This is a genomic window from Pedobacter polysacchareus (assembly GCF_019802255.1).
Lineage (GTDB): Bacteria > Bacteroidota > Bacteroidia > Sphingobacteriales > Sphingobacteriaceae > Pedobacter > Pedobacter polysacchareus.
In genome coordinates this window covers 807,347-825,987 of the sequence record NZ_JAHYSS010000002.1, presented here as the reverse complement: position 1 = coordinate 825,987, position 18,641 = coordinate 807,347, and the positions used below count along the sequence as shown (strand labels likewise).

General features: G+C 38.1%; 15 protein-coding genes. 9 read left to right on the top strand and 6 right to left on the bottom strand.

The features are described 5' to 3' along the window. Nucleotides 1–91: 91 nt before the first annotated feature. A complete protein-coding gene (locus K7X70_RS07450; RefSeq protein ID WP_222536444.1) occupies nucleotides 92–2,551 on the bottom strand; it encodes a glycosyl hydrolase family 95 catalytic domain-containing protein in 2,460 nt (819 codons plus the stop codon). 317 nt (nucleotides 2,552–2,868) lie between these two features. Here K7X70_RS07450 and K7X70_RS07445 point away from each other — a divergent pair, with 317 nt between their 5' ends. Both K7X70_RS07445 and K7X70_RS07440 read left to right on the top strand, forming a co-directional pair. After that, nucleotides 2,869–3,231: a PD-(D/E)XK nuclease family transposase gene (locus K7X70_RS07445; protein WP_222536443.1), complete on the top strand. Its 363-nt coding sequence runs from the start codon at nucleotides 2,869–2,871 to the stop codon at nucleotides 3,229–3,231. After that, a complete protein-coding gene (locus K7X70_RS07440; protein WP_222536442.1) occupies nucleotides 3,126–3,788 on the top strand; it encodes a PD-(D/E)XK nuclease family transposase in 663 nt (220 codons plus the stop codon). The genes K7X70_RS07445 and K7X70_RS07440 overlap by 106 nt, the downstream gene beginning before the upstream one ends. Nucleotides 3,789–3,867: 79 nt before the next feature. On the opposite strand, the gene K7X70_RS07435 is transcribed toward K7X70_RS07440, so the two are convergent. After that, nucleotides 3,868–5,139, bottom strand: coding sequence for a hypothetical protein (locus K7X70_RS07435; protein WP_222536441.1), 1,272 nt, complete (start codon nucleotides 5,137–5,139; stop codon nucleotides 3,868–3,870). Nucleotides 5,140–5,311: 172 nt separating this feature from the next. Continuing rightward, nucleotides 5,312–7,585: a glycosyl hydrolase family 95 catalytic domain-containing protein gene (locus K7X70_RS07430; RefSeq protein ID WP_222536440.1), complete on the bottom strand. Its 2,274-nt coding sequence runs from the start codon at nucleotides 7,583–7,585 to the stop codon at nucleotides 5,312–5,314. Nucleotides 7,586–7,831: 246 nt separating this feature from the next. On the opposite strand from K7X70_RS07430, the gene K7X70_RS07425 reads away from it, so the two are divergent. Continuing rightward, nucleotides 7,832–8,122: a putative quinol monooxygenase gene (locus K7X70_RS07425; protein WP_222536439.1), complete on the top strand. Its 291-nt coding sequence runs from the start codon at nucleotides 7,832–7,834 to the stop codon at nucleotides 8,120–8,122. 1 nt (nucleotide 8,123) lies between these two features. On the opposite strand, the gene K7X70_RS07420 is transcribed toward K7X70_RS07425, so the two are convergent. Continuing rightward, nucleotides 8,124–8,888 (bottom strand): methyltransferase domain-containing protein, encoded by a 765-nt coding sequence (locus tag K7X70_RS07420; RefSeq protein ID WP_222536438.1) that lies wholly within the window; start codon nucleotides 8,886–8,888, stop codon nucleotides 8,124–8,126. Nucleotides 8,889–9,261: 373 nt separating this feature from the next. Between K7X70_RS07420 and K7X70_RS07415 the strand changes: the two genes are divergently transcribed. From K7X70_RS07415 to K7X70_RS07390, 6 genes are all read left to right on the top strand, one after another. Further along, a complete protein-coding gene (locus tag K7X70_RS07415; protein ID WP_222536437.1) occupies nucleotides 9,262–10,095 on the top strand; it encodes a DUF6266 family protein in 834 nt (277 codons plus the stop codon). A 34-nt stretch (nucleotides 10,096–10,129) separates the two neighbouring features. Then, nucleotides 10,130–12,247 (top strand): DNA/RNA non-specific endonuclease, encoded by a 2,118-nt coding sequence (locus K7X70_RS07410; RefSeq protein WP_222536436.1) that lies wholly within the window; start codon nucleotides 10,130–10,132, stop codon nucleotides 12,245–12,247. A 798-nt stretch (nucleotides 12,248–13,045) separates the two neighbouring features. Then, nucleotides 13,046–13,282 (top strand): hypothetical protein, encoded by a 237-nt coding sequence (locus K7X70_RS07405; RefSeq protein ID WP_222536435.1) that lies wholly within the window; start codon nucleotides 13,046–13,048, stop codon nucleotides 13,280–13,282. A gap of 358 nt (nucleotides 13,283–13,640) precedes the next feature. Next, nucleotides 13,641–13,874 (top strand): hypothetical protein, encoded by a 234-nt coding sequence (locus K7X70_RS07400; RefSeq protein ID WP_222536434.1) that lies wholly within the window; start codon nucleotides 13,641–13,643, stop codon nucleotides 13,872–13,874. A 501-nt stretch (nucleotides 13,875–14,375) separates the two neighbouring features. Beyond that, on the top strand, nucleotides 14,376–14,621 hold the full coding sequence (locus tag K7X70_RS07395; protein ID WP_222536433.1) for a hypothetical protein: 246 nt from the start codon (nucleotides 14,376–14,378) through the stop codon (nucleotides 14,619–14,621). 893 nt (nucleotides 14,622–15,514) lie between these two features. Further along, nucleotides 15,515–15,760 carry a hypothetical protein gene (locus K7X70_RS07390; RefSeq protein WP_222536432.1) on the top strand — a complete coding sequence of 82 codons (246 nt, stop codon included), beginning with the start codon at nucleotides 15,515–15,517 and terminating at the stop codon, nucleotides 15,758–15,760. A 117-nt stretch (nucleotides 15,761–15,877) separates the two neighbouring features. On the opposite strand, the gene K7X70_RS07385 is transcribed toward K7X70_RS07390, so the two are convergent. Continuing rightward, a complete protein-coding gene (locus K7X70_RS07385) occupies nucleotides 15,878–17,176 on the bottom strand; it encodes a TlpA family protein disulfide reductase (RefSeq protein ID WP_222536431.1) in 1,299 nt (432 codons plus the stop codon). 48 nt (nucleotides 17,177–17,224) lie between these two features. Then, nucleotides 17,225–18,628, bottom strand: a complete 1,404-nt coding sequence (locus K7X70_RS07380; RefSeq protein ID WP_222536430.1) for a RagB/SusD family nutrient uptake outer membrane protein — start codon at nucleotides 18,626–18,628, stop codon at nucleotides 17,225–17,227. Nucleotides 18,629–18,641 lie beyond the last annotated feature (13 nt).

The following is an 18,641-nucleotide window of genomic DNA, read 5'->3' as shown; positions in this document are numbered from 1 at the left end:
TAAACGAATATAATGATTGTGTTGCTGACTTCCTCCAGCGAATCATGCGCAAACGCTTGCGTAACAACAGATCCGGGATATTGAAGGAGTTCTATGCCTTTTCGAAGGCATAGTTTGCACCTTTAAGGGCTTTAAAGCTAACAATTCCTTGTTTGTCTGTTTTGGCAATTATTTTTCCTTGTTTATCTTTAACCGACATAGCTGCAGGTAGTTCAATCTTGCAGGTACCGCCGTTTAAAGCCAGGATATTGCCTTTCTTTAAATTGCCATTTTCCCAATCGAAATCAACTACAAAAGCATTTCTTGCACGCATTCCTTTGACAGTTCCATCTTTCCAATCCTTATCGGAAGGCAAGGCAGGCAGCAAACGGATCACATTGTCGTTTCCATGGCTTTGCATCAGCATTTCTGCGATCCCGGAAGTACCACCAAAGTTGCCGTCAATCTGGAATGGAGGATGTGCACAAAATAAATTTGGATAAGTTCCACCAGAATGCATATTTAGTTTTCTTGCCGGATCTACTAAGGTCACCAGTTGTCGGAATAATTTCAGCGCATGGTCTCCATCGCCTAATCTTGCCCAATGGTTGATTTTCCATGCTTTTGACCAGCCAGTACCACCATCTCCTCTTTGAATCAAACTTTCGCGTGCTGCATTAGCCAATTTCGGACTGTCCCATGGGGTAATTTCTTCGTAAGGGTGTAAGCCATAAAGCTGGGATACGTGACGGTGGGTAGGTTCAGCATCTTTCCAATCGTTCAGCCATTCATTAATATCACCTGCCGCACCAATTTGATTGGGCGCCAAACGTTTCCTGATCCCCGCTAATTCCGCTGCCCATTCCTGGTCTTTACCCAAAATCTTTGCGGCTTCAATACTATAACCAAAAATCTCCCTGCAAATCTGCATGTCCATTGTGGGGCCCATTGCCGTTTGCCCTTTGAAACCATTTGGCATGATATAGGTGTTTTCCGGAGAGTTCGAAGGTGCGGTCACCAACCATTTATGCTCTGGTTCTTCGATTAGAATGGCCGATAAAAAGGTGGCCGCTTCTTTAAATACAGGATAATATTTTGCTAAAAATGCTTTATCGTTTGTGAATTTATAATGCTCCCAAAGATGTTCGCACAACCATGCACCACCGGTTAAAGTAGAGCCCCAATCGGCGCCTTCTCCGGGAGAAGTGTATCCCCAGGGATTCGCGATCACGTGTGCTACCCATCCTGGGGCATTGTAATACGCTTTTGCTGTTTTTGATCCTGGCTTCACCAGACCAGCGATAAATTGATGTAAAGGAGTGGCCAGGTCGCCTAATCCGGTAGGCTCTGCCAGCCAGTAATTCATCTGAATATTAATGTTCAAATGATAATCACCGTTCCATGGCGTTTGGTATTCTTCTGCCCAAAGTCCTTGTAAATTCGCAGGCAAACTTCCTGGCTGGGAAGAAGAAATTAACAGGTAACGGCCGAAATTATAGTACAATACCGGAAACTGAGGATCTGGTAATTGTTTGGCATAGCGCTCCATACGTTCCGGTGTACTCAATGGTGAAACTTCCGGGCTTGCTCCCTTTAAAGAAAACCTGTTTCTGTTAAAAAAACTACCAAATGCGGTTAAATGTACTTTTTCTATTTGCAGGGGAGTTAATTTTCCCGCAGCCATCAGGTTGTTTTTTACCGTTACTGTTGGATCTGCTCCGCGCTTATTGTAATCTGCGACGTTATAATCCGTTGCGGCAGTCCAGATCAGCATCACTTCATCTGCATTACTGACTTCTATTTCATGACCTTTAACTACCTTTTGTCCACCTTTTGTCTGGACTTGCAAGCCTGCGGCGAAGCGCAGCCCGGCAATCTTTCCATTTGGCAGCTGACCGTTCATCATCAAGGTCTGCCCCTCCGCTTTAACAGTCGCATTTTCTTTTCTATTGATGCTGGTGCTGAAACTGATTTTTCCTTTTTCGGAAGCACTGATTTTGATCATCATCACGTTTCCAGGGATACTCACCAAGGCTTCCTGAGTATAATTAACGCCATTACGCTTCCATTTAGTAGTCGCTATCGCTTTTTCTAAATTCAGCACCCTGCTATAATCAGTATAGGTGGCTGTTGTATCTTTCCAACTGATCAACAAGTTTCCCATGGTCTGATAAGCACCATAAGGTGCATCTTTACCATTTCCGTTTCCAGAACCCGCTCCTTTTGCGACAAATTGCTGTTGGAGTAGCTCCTGTGCCTCTTTATTCTGCCCTTTTAACAGGTAATCCTGAATAGGTTTCAAATATTGATGGGCATTTTCTCTATCAGCATCCTGTACCCCACCAGACCATAAAGTGATCTCATTTAGGGTAATTTTATCTTTGTTCGGATTTCCAGCAATCAAAGCACCGATACGGCCATTACCTAAGGGTAAAGCCTCCTGAAAAGAGGCTGCTGGCTTTTTAAAGAAAACAGTCACATCAGAAGATTGAGCGAGAGCGCCATTGCTGCTAAGTGAAAGGAGAAAAGTGTTGCCCAGGGCAAGCAGGAAAATGTTCTGGTAAAGCTTCATTATGGTTTTGGTTTCAGGTGTGTTACCCAAAGAACGTCAGATTTACCGAAAATAAGCTGAGTTTTTCTGTCAAATGATTAAGGAATTTTGGCTTCCTCCTCTCCCATTACGAGGATCTAATTTATCAGTTCAGCTGAAGTTAATTTCCATCATGTCTGCCTAAGCTCTTTCCAGCTCCATATTTATAGGATTCCAGCACCTATTACTTAGAGGAATAGCTACTATCTGATAAACACCATTAATTTATTGATAAATAATTACACTTAAAGTGGTTATTCCGATTTTAAATATAGATGTTAGTCTAGAACCTATTGTATATGATTACTGTTGATGCTGTTCCTGTCGTATATCCCTTCCTTAATCCTTTAACCGATTTCGGCTTTAAGCACCTGTTTGGTACGGATGCGAATAAAGACTTATTGATATCTTTTCTAAATGCGCTTTTTAAAGGGGAAAAGAAGATTGTGGATGTTACTTATCGGCCAACAGAGCATACAGGAGATGAAGAGACCTTTAAAAATTATACTTTGACATTGCCTGTACAACAGATAATGGTGAGTAGCTCATTATTGAAATGCAGCGGGAGAAACAACAGCATTTCAGGGATCGATGTGTTTTTTATCTATCAAGATCGATCCAGAAACAAATTGCTTCCGGAGGACGTTGGAAGAAACCTTTAGCAGGTGTATATGTGATTGCATTGATGGATTTCAAACTTGCAGACAGCGAAGCGGGATCTTATCTGCAGGACATCGCCTTAATGAACAAAGACACCGCCAAGCTATTTTATATTAAGCTTGGCTTTAAGTTCATTGAATTACCCTGTTTCAATAAAACAGAAGCAGAATTGGAAACAGATTTAGATAAATGGTTATATATTCTTAAAAACATGGGCAAATTAACACAAGTACCGGTAAGCTTGAGAAAAGGAGTTTACTTTAAATTTTTTCAGGAGGCAGAACTGATAAAAATGTCAAAAATAGAGCGGGAGATATATGATTCCAATTGGAAATCTTACAATGATTATCTAAATACGATAGACTTTGCGGCAATGGAAGGGAGGAGAAAAGGAATGGCTAAGGGAATCGCAAAAGGCAAAATTGAGGGAAAGGCAGAAGAAAGAAGGAAAAACGGCATAATCACAGCAAAAAAACTAAAGAAAGAGCGGGTCTCGATGGAGATTATTTCAAAAGTAACTGGATTACCAATTCCAGAAATTGAAAAACTACATGAGTAGGATTCAATTTCATGCTACAATAATGGTTTCAACTGTATAAACTGCGCTAAAGGATCAGCATAATCCTAACTGACGCAATTTATTCAGCTGTCCTTTTGACTAAGTTATTTTCCTGCTTTCTGAAATAAGCTGCATTGGCCAGGTAGTGCAAAATAGATTCAGGATCTTTATCTGCCACCTGATTTATAGTAAACTCCTGGAGGTTCCCAAGTTTCAATAAAGAACCGCAGCCTGCCTCAATAAACAATTTACTTAATTTCTCATTTTGGTCGATATGGTAAGCATTAAAAGCAGGAAGCGTATCAATTTCCAGATACTTCTTATCTTCTTTAACGACACTTAATAGACGTCCAAGTTTTTCACCTTCCTGAGTACCATTATTGGTGAGAAACAAAAAGGTATGGATCATTAAGATACTGCCATGCAGCTCCACTACAAGGTAGCCCACTTTCTCTCCCGCCAATCTAAATTCAACATGGCTTTTGTCTCCATTCCAGCGATGATTTATCTTTGGTTCCAGGAAGCTGAGCAACAGAATCTGGTGCATAATTCCAGGAGTAATATTGAGCCTTTCCCTCAACCGATCCAAGGTATGTGTACTGATATAAAGCGCTAATGGTACATCTAAACCATTGCTATTGAAGCCCAGCAATGAGGGTTTGACATTTTTATGGAGCCATTTAAATTCATCAGATGGCCAGCCTAAACGGATCGCATTTCGCATCCCTTTCTTGGTCTCTACCTTTTCTTTCTTTGGTTTAAAAGCATGGATCATGATGTCATTATCTGGATTATACTCCGCAAAATATGGGGTCATCGAAAGATCACTTCTATAAATATACTCATCAAAATCGCTCAGTGTCGTACAGACATCGGTAACCAAAGTAATCAACAGCTCTTGCAACTGACGATGAAACTCCCCCTCATGTGAATAGTAGGAAAAAAGCGCTTTAACCTCCTCTAAATCAGAATTCCCCTGGGTATCCAGTTCTCCGATGCTGTCTCTTAAAGTCATCCCTTCTGATAAATACCAGGCAATTGGAATTTTAATGCCATTGGCCAGCGGAATTTCTACATCCAGCATGAACTGCTGCAGCAGTTTATTGAATTGTACGACCTTGGTTTTATTGATTTCAGATTCCGGAGCAGCTTTGGCTTTTAACACCGGATAACGGAGCTCATAAAGTTTATCTAAAAAAAGACTGTTGAACTTTTCCAGGAGTACGCCAGCTCCCATTAATGTAATGATCTCCTTTGAGCGTTCCAAAAAGCGCGCTTTTAATGCTTTACGCTGCTGTTCAACATTAGCTGCCGACTTAATTGCCGCCTGCTTCTTTTTCTTTCTGTCCATCTTAGCTTTATTTGGCATTGGCAGTTGACCAGCACCAAGGCAAGTATACAAACTTTTAGTTTACCCTCAATTGTCAATTTACCAAATACATTTTAAGTGGTTATTTCGGATTTAAATATAGAGGTTAGACTAAAAGCTGGATTAAGGCCTATTGCTTAAAAAAGATTAAGGTTTATTTTTTCAAGCCCCAGCTCCAGTTTTCTTTAATATTTGCCGTTACTGGAAGTACCTTAAATTGATGCTGATCATTACCTTCAGAAAGAGAAATGGTCTCACCGGGTAACGTTGAGAAACTGATGTTCATTTTTCCATTATTTTGGAAAACGGAGAAAGCAATTTCTTTTCTTTTATCAGAGCTTACGAGACTTACTTTCAGATCGGTTTCCAGTATGCAGTTATCCCCTTTTGTGCTGAAAACTTTAATGAACTGAGTGTTTCCGTTTACTCTGCAGGCAGAAACCAGGAAGCCACCTTCAGTACGCAGCTGATCAAAGGAAACATCCCTCCAAATTTCAGGGATTGCTGGAAATATTCTGATTTTATTTCCCCAGCTTTGAATAAGCAATTCCTGAATAGAAGTTGCAGCAGACAATGGGGTTTCAATTACGGGGCCGGATTCCTGGTACAGGGTATTTGGCTGTAGGTATTGATCAAAAAGCTGGTTCAGCAAATCGTAAGCTCGGTCACCTTTACCCATCATTGCATTGATAGATGCAGCACCTGTAAAAGTATAGCCTTGCAAAGCCCCTTTCAAGGAAAGCCAATGGTTCAAAGACTTTTCAATTAAAGCCTGATTGCTGACATTTAAAGGCGTTATCAAATGATAAGGATAGATCATCATCAAATGAGAATAATGTCGATGAGAGCTCGTTAAACTGACATCTTTACCGATCATCAATCCCGTTTCATTGACAGGATAAGGCACCAGGTTTTTCATCACCTCTTCCCATTTGCCAAGATCAGCATCTTGAAACCCTTCTTTTTTATTGAGGTCGATTAAGGTCAACAAGCCCCAGCGCAGGCTAGACAGTGCATAATTGGCATCTTCTGCATACTTGTATTCCGGCGAAAAAGAGGAAGGCAGATGCAAGATTCCCTGTTCATCCTTTTTCAGATGATACAAAAGATGGTTCACTGATCGTTTCAAGAGTGGATAAATATGCTGTTCCAGTTCTTCCTTATCTTTTGAATAAGCATAATACTGGTAATAATAGAACATGGCCCAGGTTAAATTTCCGAGTTCAAACTGCCCATTTTCCTTATTTTCTTCTACTAATGGCGCGACTAAATCATAACCAGAAATCCTGCCGATGGCTGCAGCGTCTTTCCTCCATGGTTCCGGCACATTATTGATCAGGTTTTGAAGATTGCTGTTTAGTGTATTAAACAATGACTTACCTAATTCCAAATGGTTGGCTGTAAATATTGGCGAGTAGGTAAGCTGGGTATTGAGGTTCCACCATACTCCTGGCCAAGGCGTTTTACTATTGAACCATGGTCCCATTAGATCGATCATGGGGAGGTTTGCTCTGGTCGCTGAGGCGAGTTTATAAAGTTGAATCCAGTAAAAACTTTCCATCCGCTGATCTGGAATAGATATAAAACTTTGCTGATAAAATTGGTGCCACCATTTTTGATGTGCTGCCAGAGCCGCTGGCAATTTTACTTTTCTAAAGTGCTGAATCGCTTGTGTGGCTTCTTGTACCTCATCTGCTTTCCCACTGGCATCATACCCAACGGAAATCAGCATGGTACTTTCATCTGCTGTTTTCTTTTTCGTCCATACGGTAGCATAACCTCCATCATTTAATAAAGGTTGTTTGCAGTACTCAAATTCTCCAATTTTTGAAAGCTGAGGTATTGGGTTTTCTGGATATACAGCTGGATTTCCAGCATTCTGCTGATTCATCCGCGGACTTTTACTTTTTTCGACAATGAACTCCCAATTGATGTTTTTTTCTGATTGTGATCCTTTTGCTGAGATATAGATTACATTGGCATTTGCAGGCACAAATGAGTTGAATTTCAGTGTTCCTTTGCTGGTATAAATCGTTCCTTCTGCGGTTGCATTATAAATATCAAGGCTCATTTTAGCCCCAGTAATCTTTCCAAGAGTTTTAATGGTCATGCGGCCAATAGGTAATCTAGGTCTGGAAATCAATGGTTCTGAAAGACCGCTGCCCTGATGCGGACGCTGATCAGTTACATCTGTCCGCCCAATATCGAATCGGATGGTTTGCTCATCTTCTTTATAAATATTGGTACCTAGCAGACCGTTACCCAATAGGATACCGCCATAATAGCTGGTACCGATCGTATCCCAGTGCAAGGTTTGTCGCTTCATAAATTCTGCCCAATTGATTTCATTGGACTTTTTTAGTTGTGCAAACACGCTCGTCGTAAACGCGGCTAACAAAATGAAGAAAAAAGAAAAACGAGATTTCATGTGTATGAAAATTTCAGCCGCTCAGCTACCTACAGAAGAGCGGGTTAGCTAAACCTAGTCAGATTTAATCTAAATCCTCTTCATTTGCCAAAATCGCTGAATACTATAACGAAATCCTTAAATTAATTAAAGCTATTTATCTTACCTATTCAAGTCCTCAGAATTATAATAGCTCCTTATGATTTCTGTTATTTTCATAATAACTTAAAGCTGATTACTTTTGTTCTTTATCAAAACTATAAAAAGATGAATATTAATTTAACAGCGATTATAAAAAGTACAGAAGGAAATTCAGAGGCTATGAAAGTCTTATTGCTACAATTACTTGCTGATTCCAGAAAAGAACCGGCATGTATTCAATACGATTTGCATCAGGATCAGGAAAATAGAAACGTATTTATATTCCAGGAGATCTGGGAAAGTCAGGCAGGACTAGATTTGCACAATTCACAACCTCATATTGCACGTTTTGTTGCCGATTCAGCAAATATTATCGACGGTCCGGCAGCTATTCATAAAATGGAGAAAGTTGCTTAATTTAAAATACGCCTGACATCAAAATCCTTTTAAATGGATAAAAAACAGGTTTTTCCGGATATTGTTGCTGGAGCCTGTTTTTATATTCATTTGCAAACTGCAGTTTAAGGTCTTCGGGAAGATGCTCCAGATAAGGGATCATTGCCGTACCAGAAGTCCATTCAACGATGGCATTTGCATCCGCAAGAATATGGGGATAGACCTTCTCATAAATTGTCATTTCTTTGGCGCCATTTTTAAATAAGAGTTGCGCATAATCACCAATATCCAACACTGCTGTACTTCTTTCCCATCCTTTTAATGCTGCCTTAAAAGGATTTTCCCTGGCGATTTTTTTCAGTGTTTGATGGGTAAAATGATCATGATTTGAGGGAATCTGCACCAGTAATTGTCCGCCTGGTTTTAGCGTTTTGATTATTTCTGGCCAAAGCTGCTCGTGCTGATCCAGCCATTGCAATGCTGCATTAGAAAAAATCAGGTCATACTGTTCTCCAGATTCGATTTTCGATTTAATGTCCAGCTGTTCAAAATGCAGGTTTTCATTTTCATATGTTGCTGCCTCCATTAACATTTCCTTGGAGGCATCGATCCCCAGGATCTTCGAACCTGGTAACTCCTGCTGGAGTTTAAGGCTCAACTCCCCTGTTCCACAGCCAAGATCTATAACTTTCAGATTTTCCCTTTTATTGATCAGTTTCAGCAAATCGTAAAACGGCGCGTAACGCTCCTCTTTAAATTTATTATAGACACCTGGATTCCATGCCATTGTATTATAGTTTAAACTGATTTTTATATGAACACCTCTTTATTTAACAGCAAAAATGGGCAGATGGTTTGCGTTAAAACAGGGTTGATTTGTACGAAATAGGATTAAGCATTGACCTAAAACTATTTCAGGCTAATATATGGCTTATATTGAAGCTTTATTTGTGAGGATTTTATGAGCATATTGCTTGGAGGTTGATAGGGCCTAATAGCGTCTATAGCCCCATCAAAGTCGATATGACTACTTCACAAATTTGTTTTGAAGGCTAAATAAATAAAGCTTCAATACGCAATATCCCGAACATTATATGTACCTTCAGCTTAATCATACCACACAATAGTCCTCTCATTACCAAACCATTAACCTCTCTATTATGGCAATCGCTTCAAACGGCCCTCAGGGCCACTTAAATGGAAAAGTGGGCAACCTTGTTTTTTATATGCTCAATGGGCAGCCGGTAGTACGTCTAATCGGCAAAAAAGGAAAACCCAGTACGCTTCAACTGGCCAATTATCAGGCAATGGCGGTGACTAGCAAACTGCTCAGAACCATGGTTAATTTTATTAAGCTCGGTTATGGTTTACAGACCAGAGGCACCGTTCATAATGCCCATAATCTGGCTACCTCCTACCATAAAAAACATGCTTTAAAGGGGGAATATCCTAATATTCAGATCGATTACAGTAAAGTGATGCCGAGTCAGGGCAGCATGCCAGAAACTCAAGGTTTAAAAATTATTAAAGTGGAAAATGGTTTGGAAATCAGCTGGGATACTCAAGAGGAAGAGGAATTAGCTGGTAACGACAGTGTGATGCTAATGATTTGCTTACCGGAAACCAAAAGAGGCCGTCAGTATCTGAATATTGCCCGGAGATCCGAAGGAAAATGCTTTATTCCACTATCTGACAAAGAATTAACCCAGCAAATAGAACCTTACATTTCCTTTATTTCAGCGGATGGGATCATGGTGTCCGACAGTGTTTACCTGGGTAATTTGAATGGTATCGCTGAAAATCAGGAAGAAAAGAAGGCAAAACAGCAATATCAGCAGGTAAAAACGAGGTTTGATCAGGTGGCCAGCAGTTATTTAGGTCAATTGAAAGAAAACTATGGCATGCCACTGGAAACGAAGGCTTTTAAATATCTGGAAAAAGAATATAAGGTACTCAAAGACAAACTGGAACATTTGCCTGGGAAGCCTGGCTAAGCTGCTCCTATTATTTTCTTAATTTATCTTTTTTATGTTACTCTCGCTATCACAATTAGAAGAATCTGAACACAGGTTCTCAAAAATCGCCCAGCAAGATTCAGCTAAGGCTACTCCTATGGCCATGGACAGGGGAATTGTTGAAGTACAAGCAACAGATGCAAGCCCCCATGACCTGAAACAACGGGTAGTCATGCTGGCAACTGAAACAAAGGAACCTTTAAATTTCGCATTTGAAAGGGCAATTGGAAACAATGATTCTGTATATAGCAATTTCATTGATCTTATTCTCTCCAGCAAAAGGAAAGTCGGCAGGATTGTTTGCAGAAATGGAAGCAGAATTTTAGGCTATGCTACTGGATTTATGGTTTCTGAGCGATTGCTATTAACCAATTGGCATGTATTTCAGCAAATAGACAGTGTCGCAGATGCGGAGGTTCAGTTTTTTTACGAATATGACATCAATGGAAAAGAAATAGAACCTGTTTCTTTTTCTTTCCGCCTCGCAGATTTTTTCTATGCGAATCAGGCGCTGGATTATTGCCTGGTTGCCGTTAACCCTATTGATTTAACAGGTAAAGTGAGGCTCAAATCCATTGGCAGCTTATTTCTTGAACCCAAACAAGGAAAACTAGGGGCGGAACAGGAAGAAAGGCTTAACATTATTCATCATCCAGACGGAGATTATAAACAGTTATCGATCCGTCAGAATTTATTTGTTAAGATTACGCCCACATCAATCTGGTATGAAACAGATACTGCACCTGGAAGCAGCGGAAGCCCGGTTTTTAATGACCAATGGCAGGTAGTTGCTTTGCACCACATGGGGATCGGGAATAAAAATGATACTGGTGATTACCTGGATAAGGATGGCCAGATCATCCCGAAAATCAATGGAAAAATCGATGAACGGAAGATTGTCTGGATTGCCAATGAAGGCATAAGGGTCAGCGTCATTTTAAATGATATTTTCCAGATTTATCCAGATCATGCTTTGGTAAACGGACTAAAAATAAAAGATCAATCTCAGGTTATTGAGGCTGAACCTGATCGAAAAGAAGAAACAATTTCAATGACTCCTGCAAAATCTAATCAAATGGAAAATACGAATATGGTAAATGTATCTTTTCCTTCCAGCTTACTGGAATCAAATGAAGAGATCAGTGTTAAAATCAGCAAAGGAAGTAAGGCAGCCCCTGCCCTGCCGGAAATGAAAACATTAACCGACTTAAATGATTTCAATGAGTTGAAAAAGTTAGAAGATCAGATGGATTTTTCGGATTGCAAAGGGTATGTAGATGATTTTCTTGGTCAGCGGATTCCATTGCCAAAACCTTTAAAACCCTTACAAAAATTCATTGCAGTATTGAACAGCAACAAGAAGGATACTGAGCTAAAGTACAACCATTACAGTGTGGTGTTTCATTCGGTAAGAAGGATGCCAGTGATTAGCACAGTTAATGTGGATGGGGATTTGCAAGAGAGACAGGATAAATCTGAAAGGAAAGACAATTGGCTGCGTGATAACCGGATAAATTACAGCATTCAACTGAATGACCAGTATTACAAAAACAGCAATTTTGACCGGGGGCACATGAGTCGGCGGGAAGATGCGAACTGGGGAGAAACTCCTGAAATAGCAAAAAGAAATGCTGACCGGACTTGTATGTATACGAATGCTTGTCCGCAGGTAGCCGCATTAAACCAAAGCAAGAAAAAAGGCCTTTGGGGAGAACTGGAAAAGGTTGTTCTGGAAAATGGCGCCACAAAAGAAGGCCCTCATACGAACAAAATCACGGTCTTTAACGGCCCGATTTTTAAAGAATCGGATCCTGTGTTTCGTGGAGTACAAGTTCCTTTATCATTTTACAAGGTGATTTTCTGGTTGACAGATGCAGGGGTTTTAAAAGCTACCGGTTTTAAGCTATCGCAAGAAAATTTAGTAGAAGACATTGATTTTGAGCAGTTGAATATTGATGAGAATCTGGTATTCAGAAAGTACAGAATCGGGTTGAAATCTTTGCAGGAAGAGACAGGGTTAGATTTCTCGGACTTTTTCTCTTTTGATACATTTAGTTCAGAAAATACGAGTCCGGTAGAAATTGATAATGAACCCGAGTTATCAAATGAGATTAATGCGTTGAGCAGATAATTTTTGTACTCAGCAAAGGAAGTTTGGGCGTTTTGCTCAGACTTCTTTATGCTATCTCCTTCTTAGAGCTTATTTCTTTTCAATGGCAGAGCATTTGGGTAAAACCAATAGATCTCCCTCAACATTCAAGATTAATATTTCTTATTATCCTTCAAAATACGCAGAATTTCATACTGTAGTTTTTTGATCAGGCCTTTACATCTTGACTATTCCAGAGTATGACTTTACAGTTTAGCTTTAAGTTTACGTGAAAATTTTTCGTTGTGAATAGTTTCTGGATTTTGATTTGAACGACAACTTTACGTTCGCATAAATCAATAAATATGGGGCATTTGACCCTATCATGAGGTGAAAAACCTCCTTACATTAGTATTAACAATTAGGGGATCATCTCCTGAAATAAAACAATATTAAAGTTTAAGATTTTTGATCCATAAAATCTTCAGATTATGTGTAACTGGTATATAAGAAAGTCAGAAGCCGATCCAAACTGTCCAGACTCTTATGTCTTATATGGATCAACTCCTCCACCCTGTCCTGGCATTTGCAAAATTTGTGCGATTTGCGCAGAGGATGATGGTACGGGAAGATCTATAATTGATAATGATTTAAGAGATCAAATGGTTACAGCACTACAGAATTGCGAAGATCAACCTCGCGTATTATTGAGAAGTGCAGATTAATTTGATGCTAACGAATAGGAATATTAGGAAGCAGGGATTTGCTGAAAACCTGGAACAGAGTAAGTAAACAATTAAAGTTTTTGTTATTTTTTGATTTATAAAAATAACTGATATTATGGCTCAACAATGGTATATCCGGGTTTCAGGTGGGGATCCTAAGAACCCCGAACATTATACGCCTTCAGGACCAACTCCTCCAGCTTGTCCTGGATCAGGAAAGGTTTGTGCGGTCTATGCCGAAGCAGGAAACCCAAATAGACCAGATCTCACTCAAGCGCTTTTAGATGAAATAAAAAACGCACTGGACAATGGAGTTGACACACAAAATGTTTTACTTAGGGCAGCAAATTAGTCTTTATTTTGTATTGCAAGGGTTATTCGGGTTTAGATATCCTTTACATTTTTTTCTTCTGGAAGAGTTGAGATTAAAACCCATCTCAACCTATATTCTATTGCTAAAATGTAATTGATTCCAAAATTTGGTGTATGAATCTAGCTTCTGTAAAACTTTAATACACCTGTAGCAAAAGACCTCGAAAAATTCCAATAAATTAAATGTCAAATTTTAAATTACACTAAAGGATGATAATGAAATTGCGATTAACAACCTAAATAAAGTAGATCAAAAGGGATTACTGAAAACCTTGAAAAGAGTAAGTAACCAATTAAAGTTTTTTGTTATTTTTTGATTTATAAAAATAGCTGATATTATGGCTCAATGGTATACCCGGGTTTCAAATGGAAACCCTAACAGCCTGTCAGATTATGTACCATCTGGAGGAACTCCTCCAGCATGTCCTGGAAAAGGAAAGATTTGTGCTATTTTTGCTGAAGATGGACCGAATAATAGACCGATTATTACGGAAGAACTTCAGCAAGAAATGATAACTGCACTAAATGGATGCACTGATACACAAAATGTCTTACTTAGGTCAGCAAATTAAATGTTAATTTTTACTATAGGAGATATCTAAATTTGGGTATCTCTTATATGTTATTTTTTGTGAGAACAGGAACTAAAATTGATTCCCGCCAATTTGTTTTCTTGAATTTTTGTAATTCTAAAATTGCTGCTTCAATGTATCGGGTAAAGCAAAGGCTTTAATATAACTGTAGCAAAGACACCAATACAATAGGGAATTTAATAATCGTATCTAAAATGATCTAATTCGCTTTTGGGTCATTTTACCTTATTAACTATTTTTTAATATCCAACTTAATGTTTTAATATCTAATAGCATTTACCTTTAGGAGCTTTTAAGCTGATGTACTAACACAGGCTTTTGTAATAATCCATATTAAAATTTTTGCAAAGAAATTTACCAAATATGAATGTCAAATACTCCGAATGTAATAGGTAAAAGGGAATAACTGAAAACCTTGAAAAGAGTAAGTAACCAACTAAAGATTTTGTTATTTTTTGATTTATAAAAATAGCTGACATTATGGCTCAATGGTACATCCGGGTTTCAGGTGGAAATCCTAACAACCCAGCAGATTATACACTTTATGGCGTAACACCTCCATTATGTCCTGGAAAAGGAAAGATATGTGCGATCTTTACTGAACGAGATCTCACTATTCCTCTAGAGGATAAACCAGATATTACTGAAGATCTTCAGGAAGAAATGATAACTGCGCTAAATGGTTGCATTGATACTGAAAATGTTTTACTCAGATTCAGCAATTAAAAACCAGTTTTCATTTACCGGGTATTTAAACTCAGATATCCTATGATTCACACTAATTTTATTTCTTGAATTTATCTAATTACAAAATTTCAACTTCAATGAATCAACTTAAGTAAAAAGCTCAATACAACTGTCAAAAAGCTACCTGAGTATATTAGGAAATTTTGTCACTTAACAATCATTATCTAAAATTATAGGATTTTCTCTTTTGGGTCATTTGACCCTATTAACTAAATTTTCAATATCGAACTTAGTGTTACTAATATCGGATGATAATCACAGTGATGAATTTTAAAACAAAACCTATTGTTTAAGATTCCGATTGTTTATGAAGAGAAGCCTTGAGTACAAATTACTAAACCTCTGTATAAGGGATGAATAATTGAGATTACTGAAGAGAATTAGAATAGTAAATAAAGGGAGGAGCTGAAAACCTTGAAAAGAGTAAGTGATCAATTAAAATTTAAGCTTTTTAATAATTATAAAAGCAATGTTATTATGAGATTCCAATGGTACTGGAGACAATATGGAGCAAACATTCACGATCCGGCTAGCTATAATTCAATAGGTGTATGCCCCCCTAATTGCCCTGGAACAGGTAACATTTGTGCAATTTATGCAGAGCAAAATGAACTTACTCACAGACCAATTATTGACAGCTTGTTAATATCCGAGATGATTACGGCCCTAAGTACTAAAGTAAATCAGCCTCGGGTAAATTTAAGATTCAATGATTGATATAAAGTGATTAAAATATTTTAGCCAAGATGGTTTGAATGGAGTTCGCCGAAAATCCTTAAGAGTAAGCAAAGGAGAAGCTGAAAACCTTAAAAAGAGTAAGCAACCAATTAAAGTTTTTGGTGTTTTTTGATTTTATAAAAACATCTGATATTATGGCTCAATGGTATACTCGGGTTTCAAATGGAAATCCTAACACCCCAACAGATTATACACCCTCAGGACCAACTCCTCCAGAATGCCCCGGAACAGGAAAGGTTTGTGCTATCTTTGCTGAACGAGATCTTACTATTCCTGCAATGGATAAACCGGAAATTACTGAAGATCTACAGCAAGAAATCACTACCGCACTGAACCAAGGAGTTGATACAGAAAATGTATTACTTAGGTCCGACAATTAAAAATCAGTTTTCATTTAAGGGGTATCTAAATTCAGATATCCCCTAAATATTATCTTCTAGAAAAGTCAAAGTTATATTTTAAATTTAAAGAAAGTATTAGGATATTTTCTCTGCTTTTTAACTTTTACCTGAATGCTCCGAAATCACCATTACATCAATTTCTTTTATTGCCTCAATAATATCTAAACCGTAATATTGAAGTTGCTTCCTTAAATCGTCAATGCTATTAAAAGGCTCAATTAACACACTCGCCTTAATTCCCGTTTCATCGATTGCTGGAGGATATTGTGCAGTTTGATCAAGGAAAAACACCGGAATAGCACTGATCACAGTTCTTGTACCACCCTTTCTCGTTGCATTTAAGGAATCAATATTAGCCAGTTTATTCTTAAGGATTACTAAACACTTTATAGGTCTTTTTTCCCATCTAACACTAACTCCGAGTTGATGCTGCAGATCTTCATAAATATATTTCAATCTTTCTTTGTCCTCCATTGGTTTATAGGTGATCAGTTCATAACAAATATCATTTTCGCGATGCCAATCACTCACAAACTCTTTTCCAGGTGTGTAGATATACTTAGATTTATCCTTTACCTCTAAAATAAGTCGTTTAGGATGCGGTATAAATGACCTTGGCTTCAACTTAAAAGTAATAGAATTAAAAGCTTGAAGAATTGTCAAATTATAGAAGTAGGTTCTGTATCCATTACTTAAAGTATCATAGCTAAAGGGCTTTCGATGATCAATACCTTGTCTGTGCCCGGTAATACCAGAGAATTTATTATTTTTTATATTGTATTGATCAGTCTCTCTTTGAGCAAAAATAGGCTGTTTAGGATCAAAACTGACCATGTCATTTTTTACTGGCCAATTTATTGGTTTTCCATCAAGAACAGTTTGGATTTTTTTAGCGGTTACATAATCCATTCCTGTGATGGCTATTACCTTTCCTTTATAAATCCATACTTCGTGAGAAATCAATTTATATTGGAAATGAGACCCCAATAATTTGTCCTCAACTACACAAGGTAATTTCAAATTCTTAACAAATTTATTGTTTTTAAAGAATGAGGTCATCACAGCCTCACTTTGATAACTCACAGGAAGAATTTTCAACTGATTCCCAAACTTTTGTTGTAAGGAATCTAGCTTAGGTAAAGCTTCTATACAACTACCGCAAAAAGTATCCCAAAAATCCAATATTAATAATTGATTGTAAAAATCTGATATTTTTGCATTTGACTTTTGATCTCTAATGATTTTTTTTATCAAAATTTCCGGGACTTCGTCTCCAACTTTAAGATTACGAATGGTAGGATCAGGTGTTGGTCGTCTACTGAACTCGGTCTTTTGTTGGGCATTCAACTGGAAGCTAAGTAATAGAATAAAGCTTAAAAATTTTATAATTCTCATCGTTTTAATTTATTAGTATCGATTATTCTTACTTTTCAGAACTCGAATTTATCGCGAATTCTGCGGGACACCTGTATTAATAATTACATCTTGCGGGATCAGGAGTGTGTAGCGAAGATCATTAGGAGGTAAGGAATAAGTTATCCCATTTACTGTTCTACTTATTGTTACCGCAAATGACTCTTTATTTAGTCTCCGCAAATCAGTCCATCTGATGCCTCTAAAGATTAGTTCCTTTTCTCGTTCTTTTAAAATAATTGCCAATGCTTCATTAGGACTAGAGGCTGTATAATTAACGTATTTTGTTGAAATAACGTTACCACTTGCATCTTTATTTACCTGCCATCGTGTTTTAAGTAGATCGTTTAAATCCTTTAATGCTTCGATAGTCCTCCCCCCTCTAGCATAGCATTCCGCTCTGATCAAATACATTTCATCTGTAGCCAAGCCATTAAATAGATTAGATGCTGAATTCTGATAGCTTCCTTTAAATGCAAAGGTATTTGCATTAGCACCCGTGTTACTACGAAAAAAAAGTTGTTTGCGAAGGTCATCCGACTGATAGGAATCATATAGTGGGTAAAGTGGAGATTTTGTTATTTTAGCGTTGGTTTGTGACAGGATGCTGAAAGAAAATAACGAAGAAGCGAAAATCACTTCATCGTTAAATCTTGAAAAGGGAAGAGTAGCAGTTGTGCTCAGTGTATAAAAATTAAGAAGGTTTTTATTAATTTTCAGGCTTAAATCTGCGTATATTCCTGCATTGGTATAATCTCTCATCGCTAAATACACACGGGCTAGAGCAGCATAAGCCGCCTGCTTGTTTGGCCGGGATTTTATACTACTCCCATTGGGCAATAAATCTGCTGCTGATTTTAGGTCTTGTATAATCTGTTGATAGGTCTGTTGTACAGTGCCCCGCCCATATATCTGATCAATGTCAGGACTCAAACGAACAGGCACACCCAAGTCATTTCCTGAAGAAGTTTCATCATGAGGTTTGCAATATATAGAGGCTAAACTGTATAATGCATATCCCCTGAAAAACAAGGCGGAACCTTTAACCCGATCATATTCTTCTCCAATTTTTGGATTAACATTTTCCAATACCTGTAGCACTAAGTTGGCATTAAAAACAACTTTGTATGGTCTTGACCAGGAACTAACTGCATGGTTAGCTTGGGTTGACCAGATGTAATTGTCCCTTTCATCATTGTTAACCAAACTAAGATAAGTAGCGTCTGTTACATAATAATGATCGGAAGCGACCTCACCGTCTCCAGGGTAAGCCTGCTCGTTCATGGTATTATAATCATCCAACAAAGCCTGACAATCAGCTAAACTTGTTGGGACATATAATTTCTTGTCTGGCTTCAGCTCTAAGTACTTTTTACAAGCACACAACAACAAGCTGAACATTAATGCTGGCAATATTATCTTATTTAATTTCATTTTTCTATGCTCT

Bases quoted from the DNA above. Each gene is read 5' to 3' on its own strand.
- K7X70_RS07450 (WP_222536444.1), bottom strand. From the start codon at position 2,551: ATGAAGCTTTACCAGAACATTTTCCTGCTTGCCCTGGGCAACACTTTT.
- K7X70_RS07445 (WP_222536443.1), top strand. From the start codon at position 2,869: ATGATTACTGTTGATGCTGTTCCTGTCGTATATCCCTTCCTTAATCCT.
- K7X70_RS07440 (WP_222536442.1), top strand. From the start codon at position 3,126: ATGCAGCGGGAGAAACAACAGCATTTCAGGGATCGATGTGTTTTTTAT.
- K7X70_RS07435 (WP_222536441.1), bottom strand. From the start codon at position 5,139: ATGGACAGAAAGAAAAAGAAGCAGGCGGCAATTAAGTCGGCAGCTAAT.
- K7X70_RS07430 (WP_222536440.1), bottom strand. From the start codon at position 7,585: ATGAAATCTCGTTTTTCTTTTTTCTTCATTTTGTTAGCCGCGTTTACG.
- K7X70_RS07425 (WP_222536439.1), top strand. From the start codon at position 7,832: ATGAATATTAATTTAACAGCGATTATAAAAAGTACAGAAGGAAATTCA.
- K7X70_RS07420 (WP_222536438.1), bottom strand. From the start codon at position 8,888: ATGGCATGGAATCCAGGTGTCTATAATAAATTTAAAGAGGAGCGTTAC.
- K7X70_RS07415 (WP_222536437.1), top strand. From the start codon at position 9,262: ATGGCAATCGCTTCAAACGGCCCTCAGGGCCACTTAAATGGAAAAGTG.
- K7X70_RS07410 (WP_222536436.1), top strand. From the start codon at position 10,130: ATGTTACTCTCGCTATCACAATTAGAAGAATCTGAACACAGGTTCTCA.
- K7X70_RS07405 (WP_222536435.1), top strand. From the start codon at position 13,046: ATGGCTCAACAATGGTATATCCGGGTTTCAGGTGGGGATCCTAAGAAC.
- K7X70_RS07400 (WP_222536434.1), top strand. From the start codon at position 13,641: ATGGCTCAATGGTATACCCGGGTTTCAAATGGAAACCCTAACAGCCTG.
- K7X70_RS07395 (WP_222536433.1), top strand. From the start codon at position 14,376: ATGGCTCAATGGTACATCCGGGTTTCAGGTGGAAATCCTAACAACCCA.
- K7X70_RS07390 (WP_222536432.1), top strand. From the start codon at position 15,515: ATGGCTCAATGGTATACTCGGGTTTCAAATGGAAATCCTAACACCCCA.
- K7X70_RS07385 (WP_222536431.1), bottom strand. From the start codon at position 17,176: ATGAGAATTATAAAATTTTTAAGCTTTATTCTATTACTTAGCTTCCAG.
- K7X70_RS07380 (WP_222536430.1), bottom strand. From the start codon at position 18,628: ATGAAATTAAATAAGATAATATTGCCAGCATTAATGTTCAGCTTGTTG.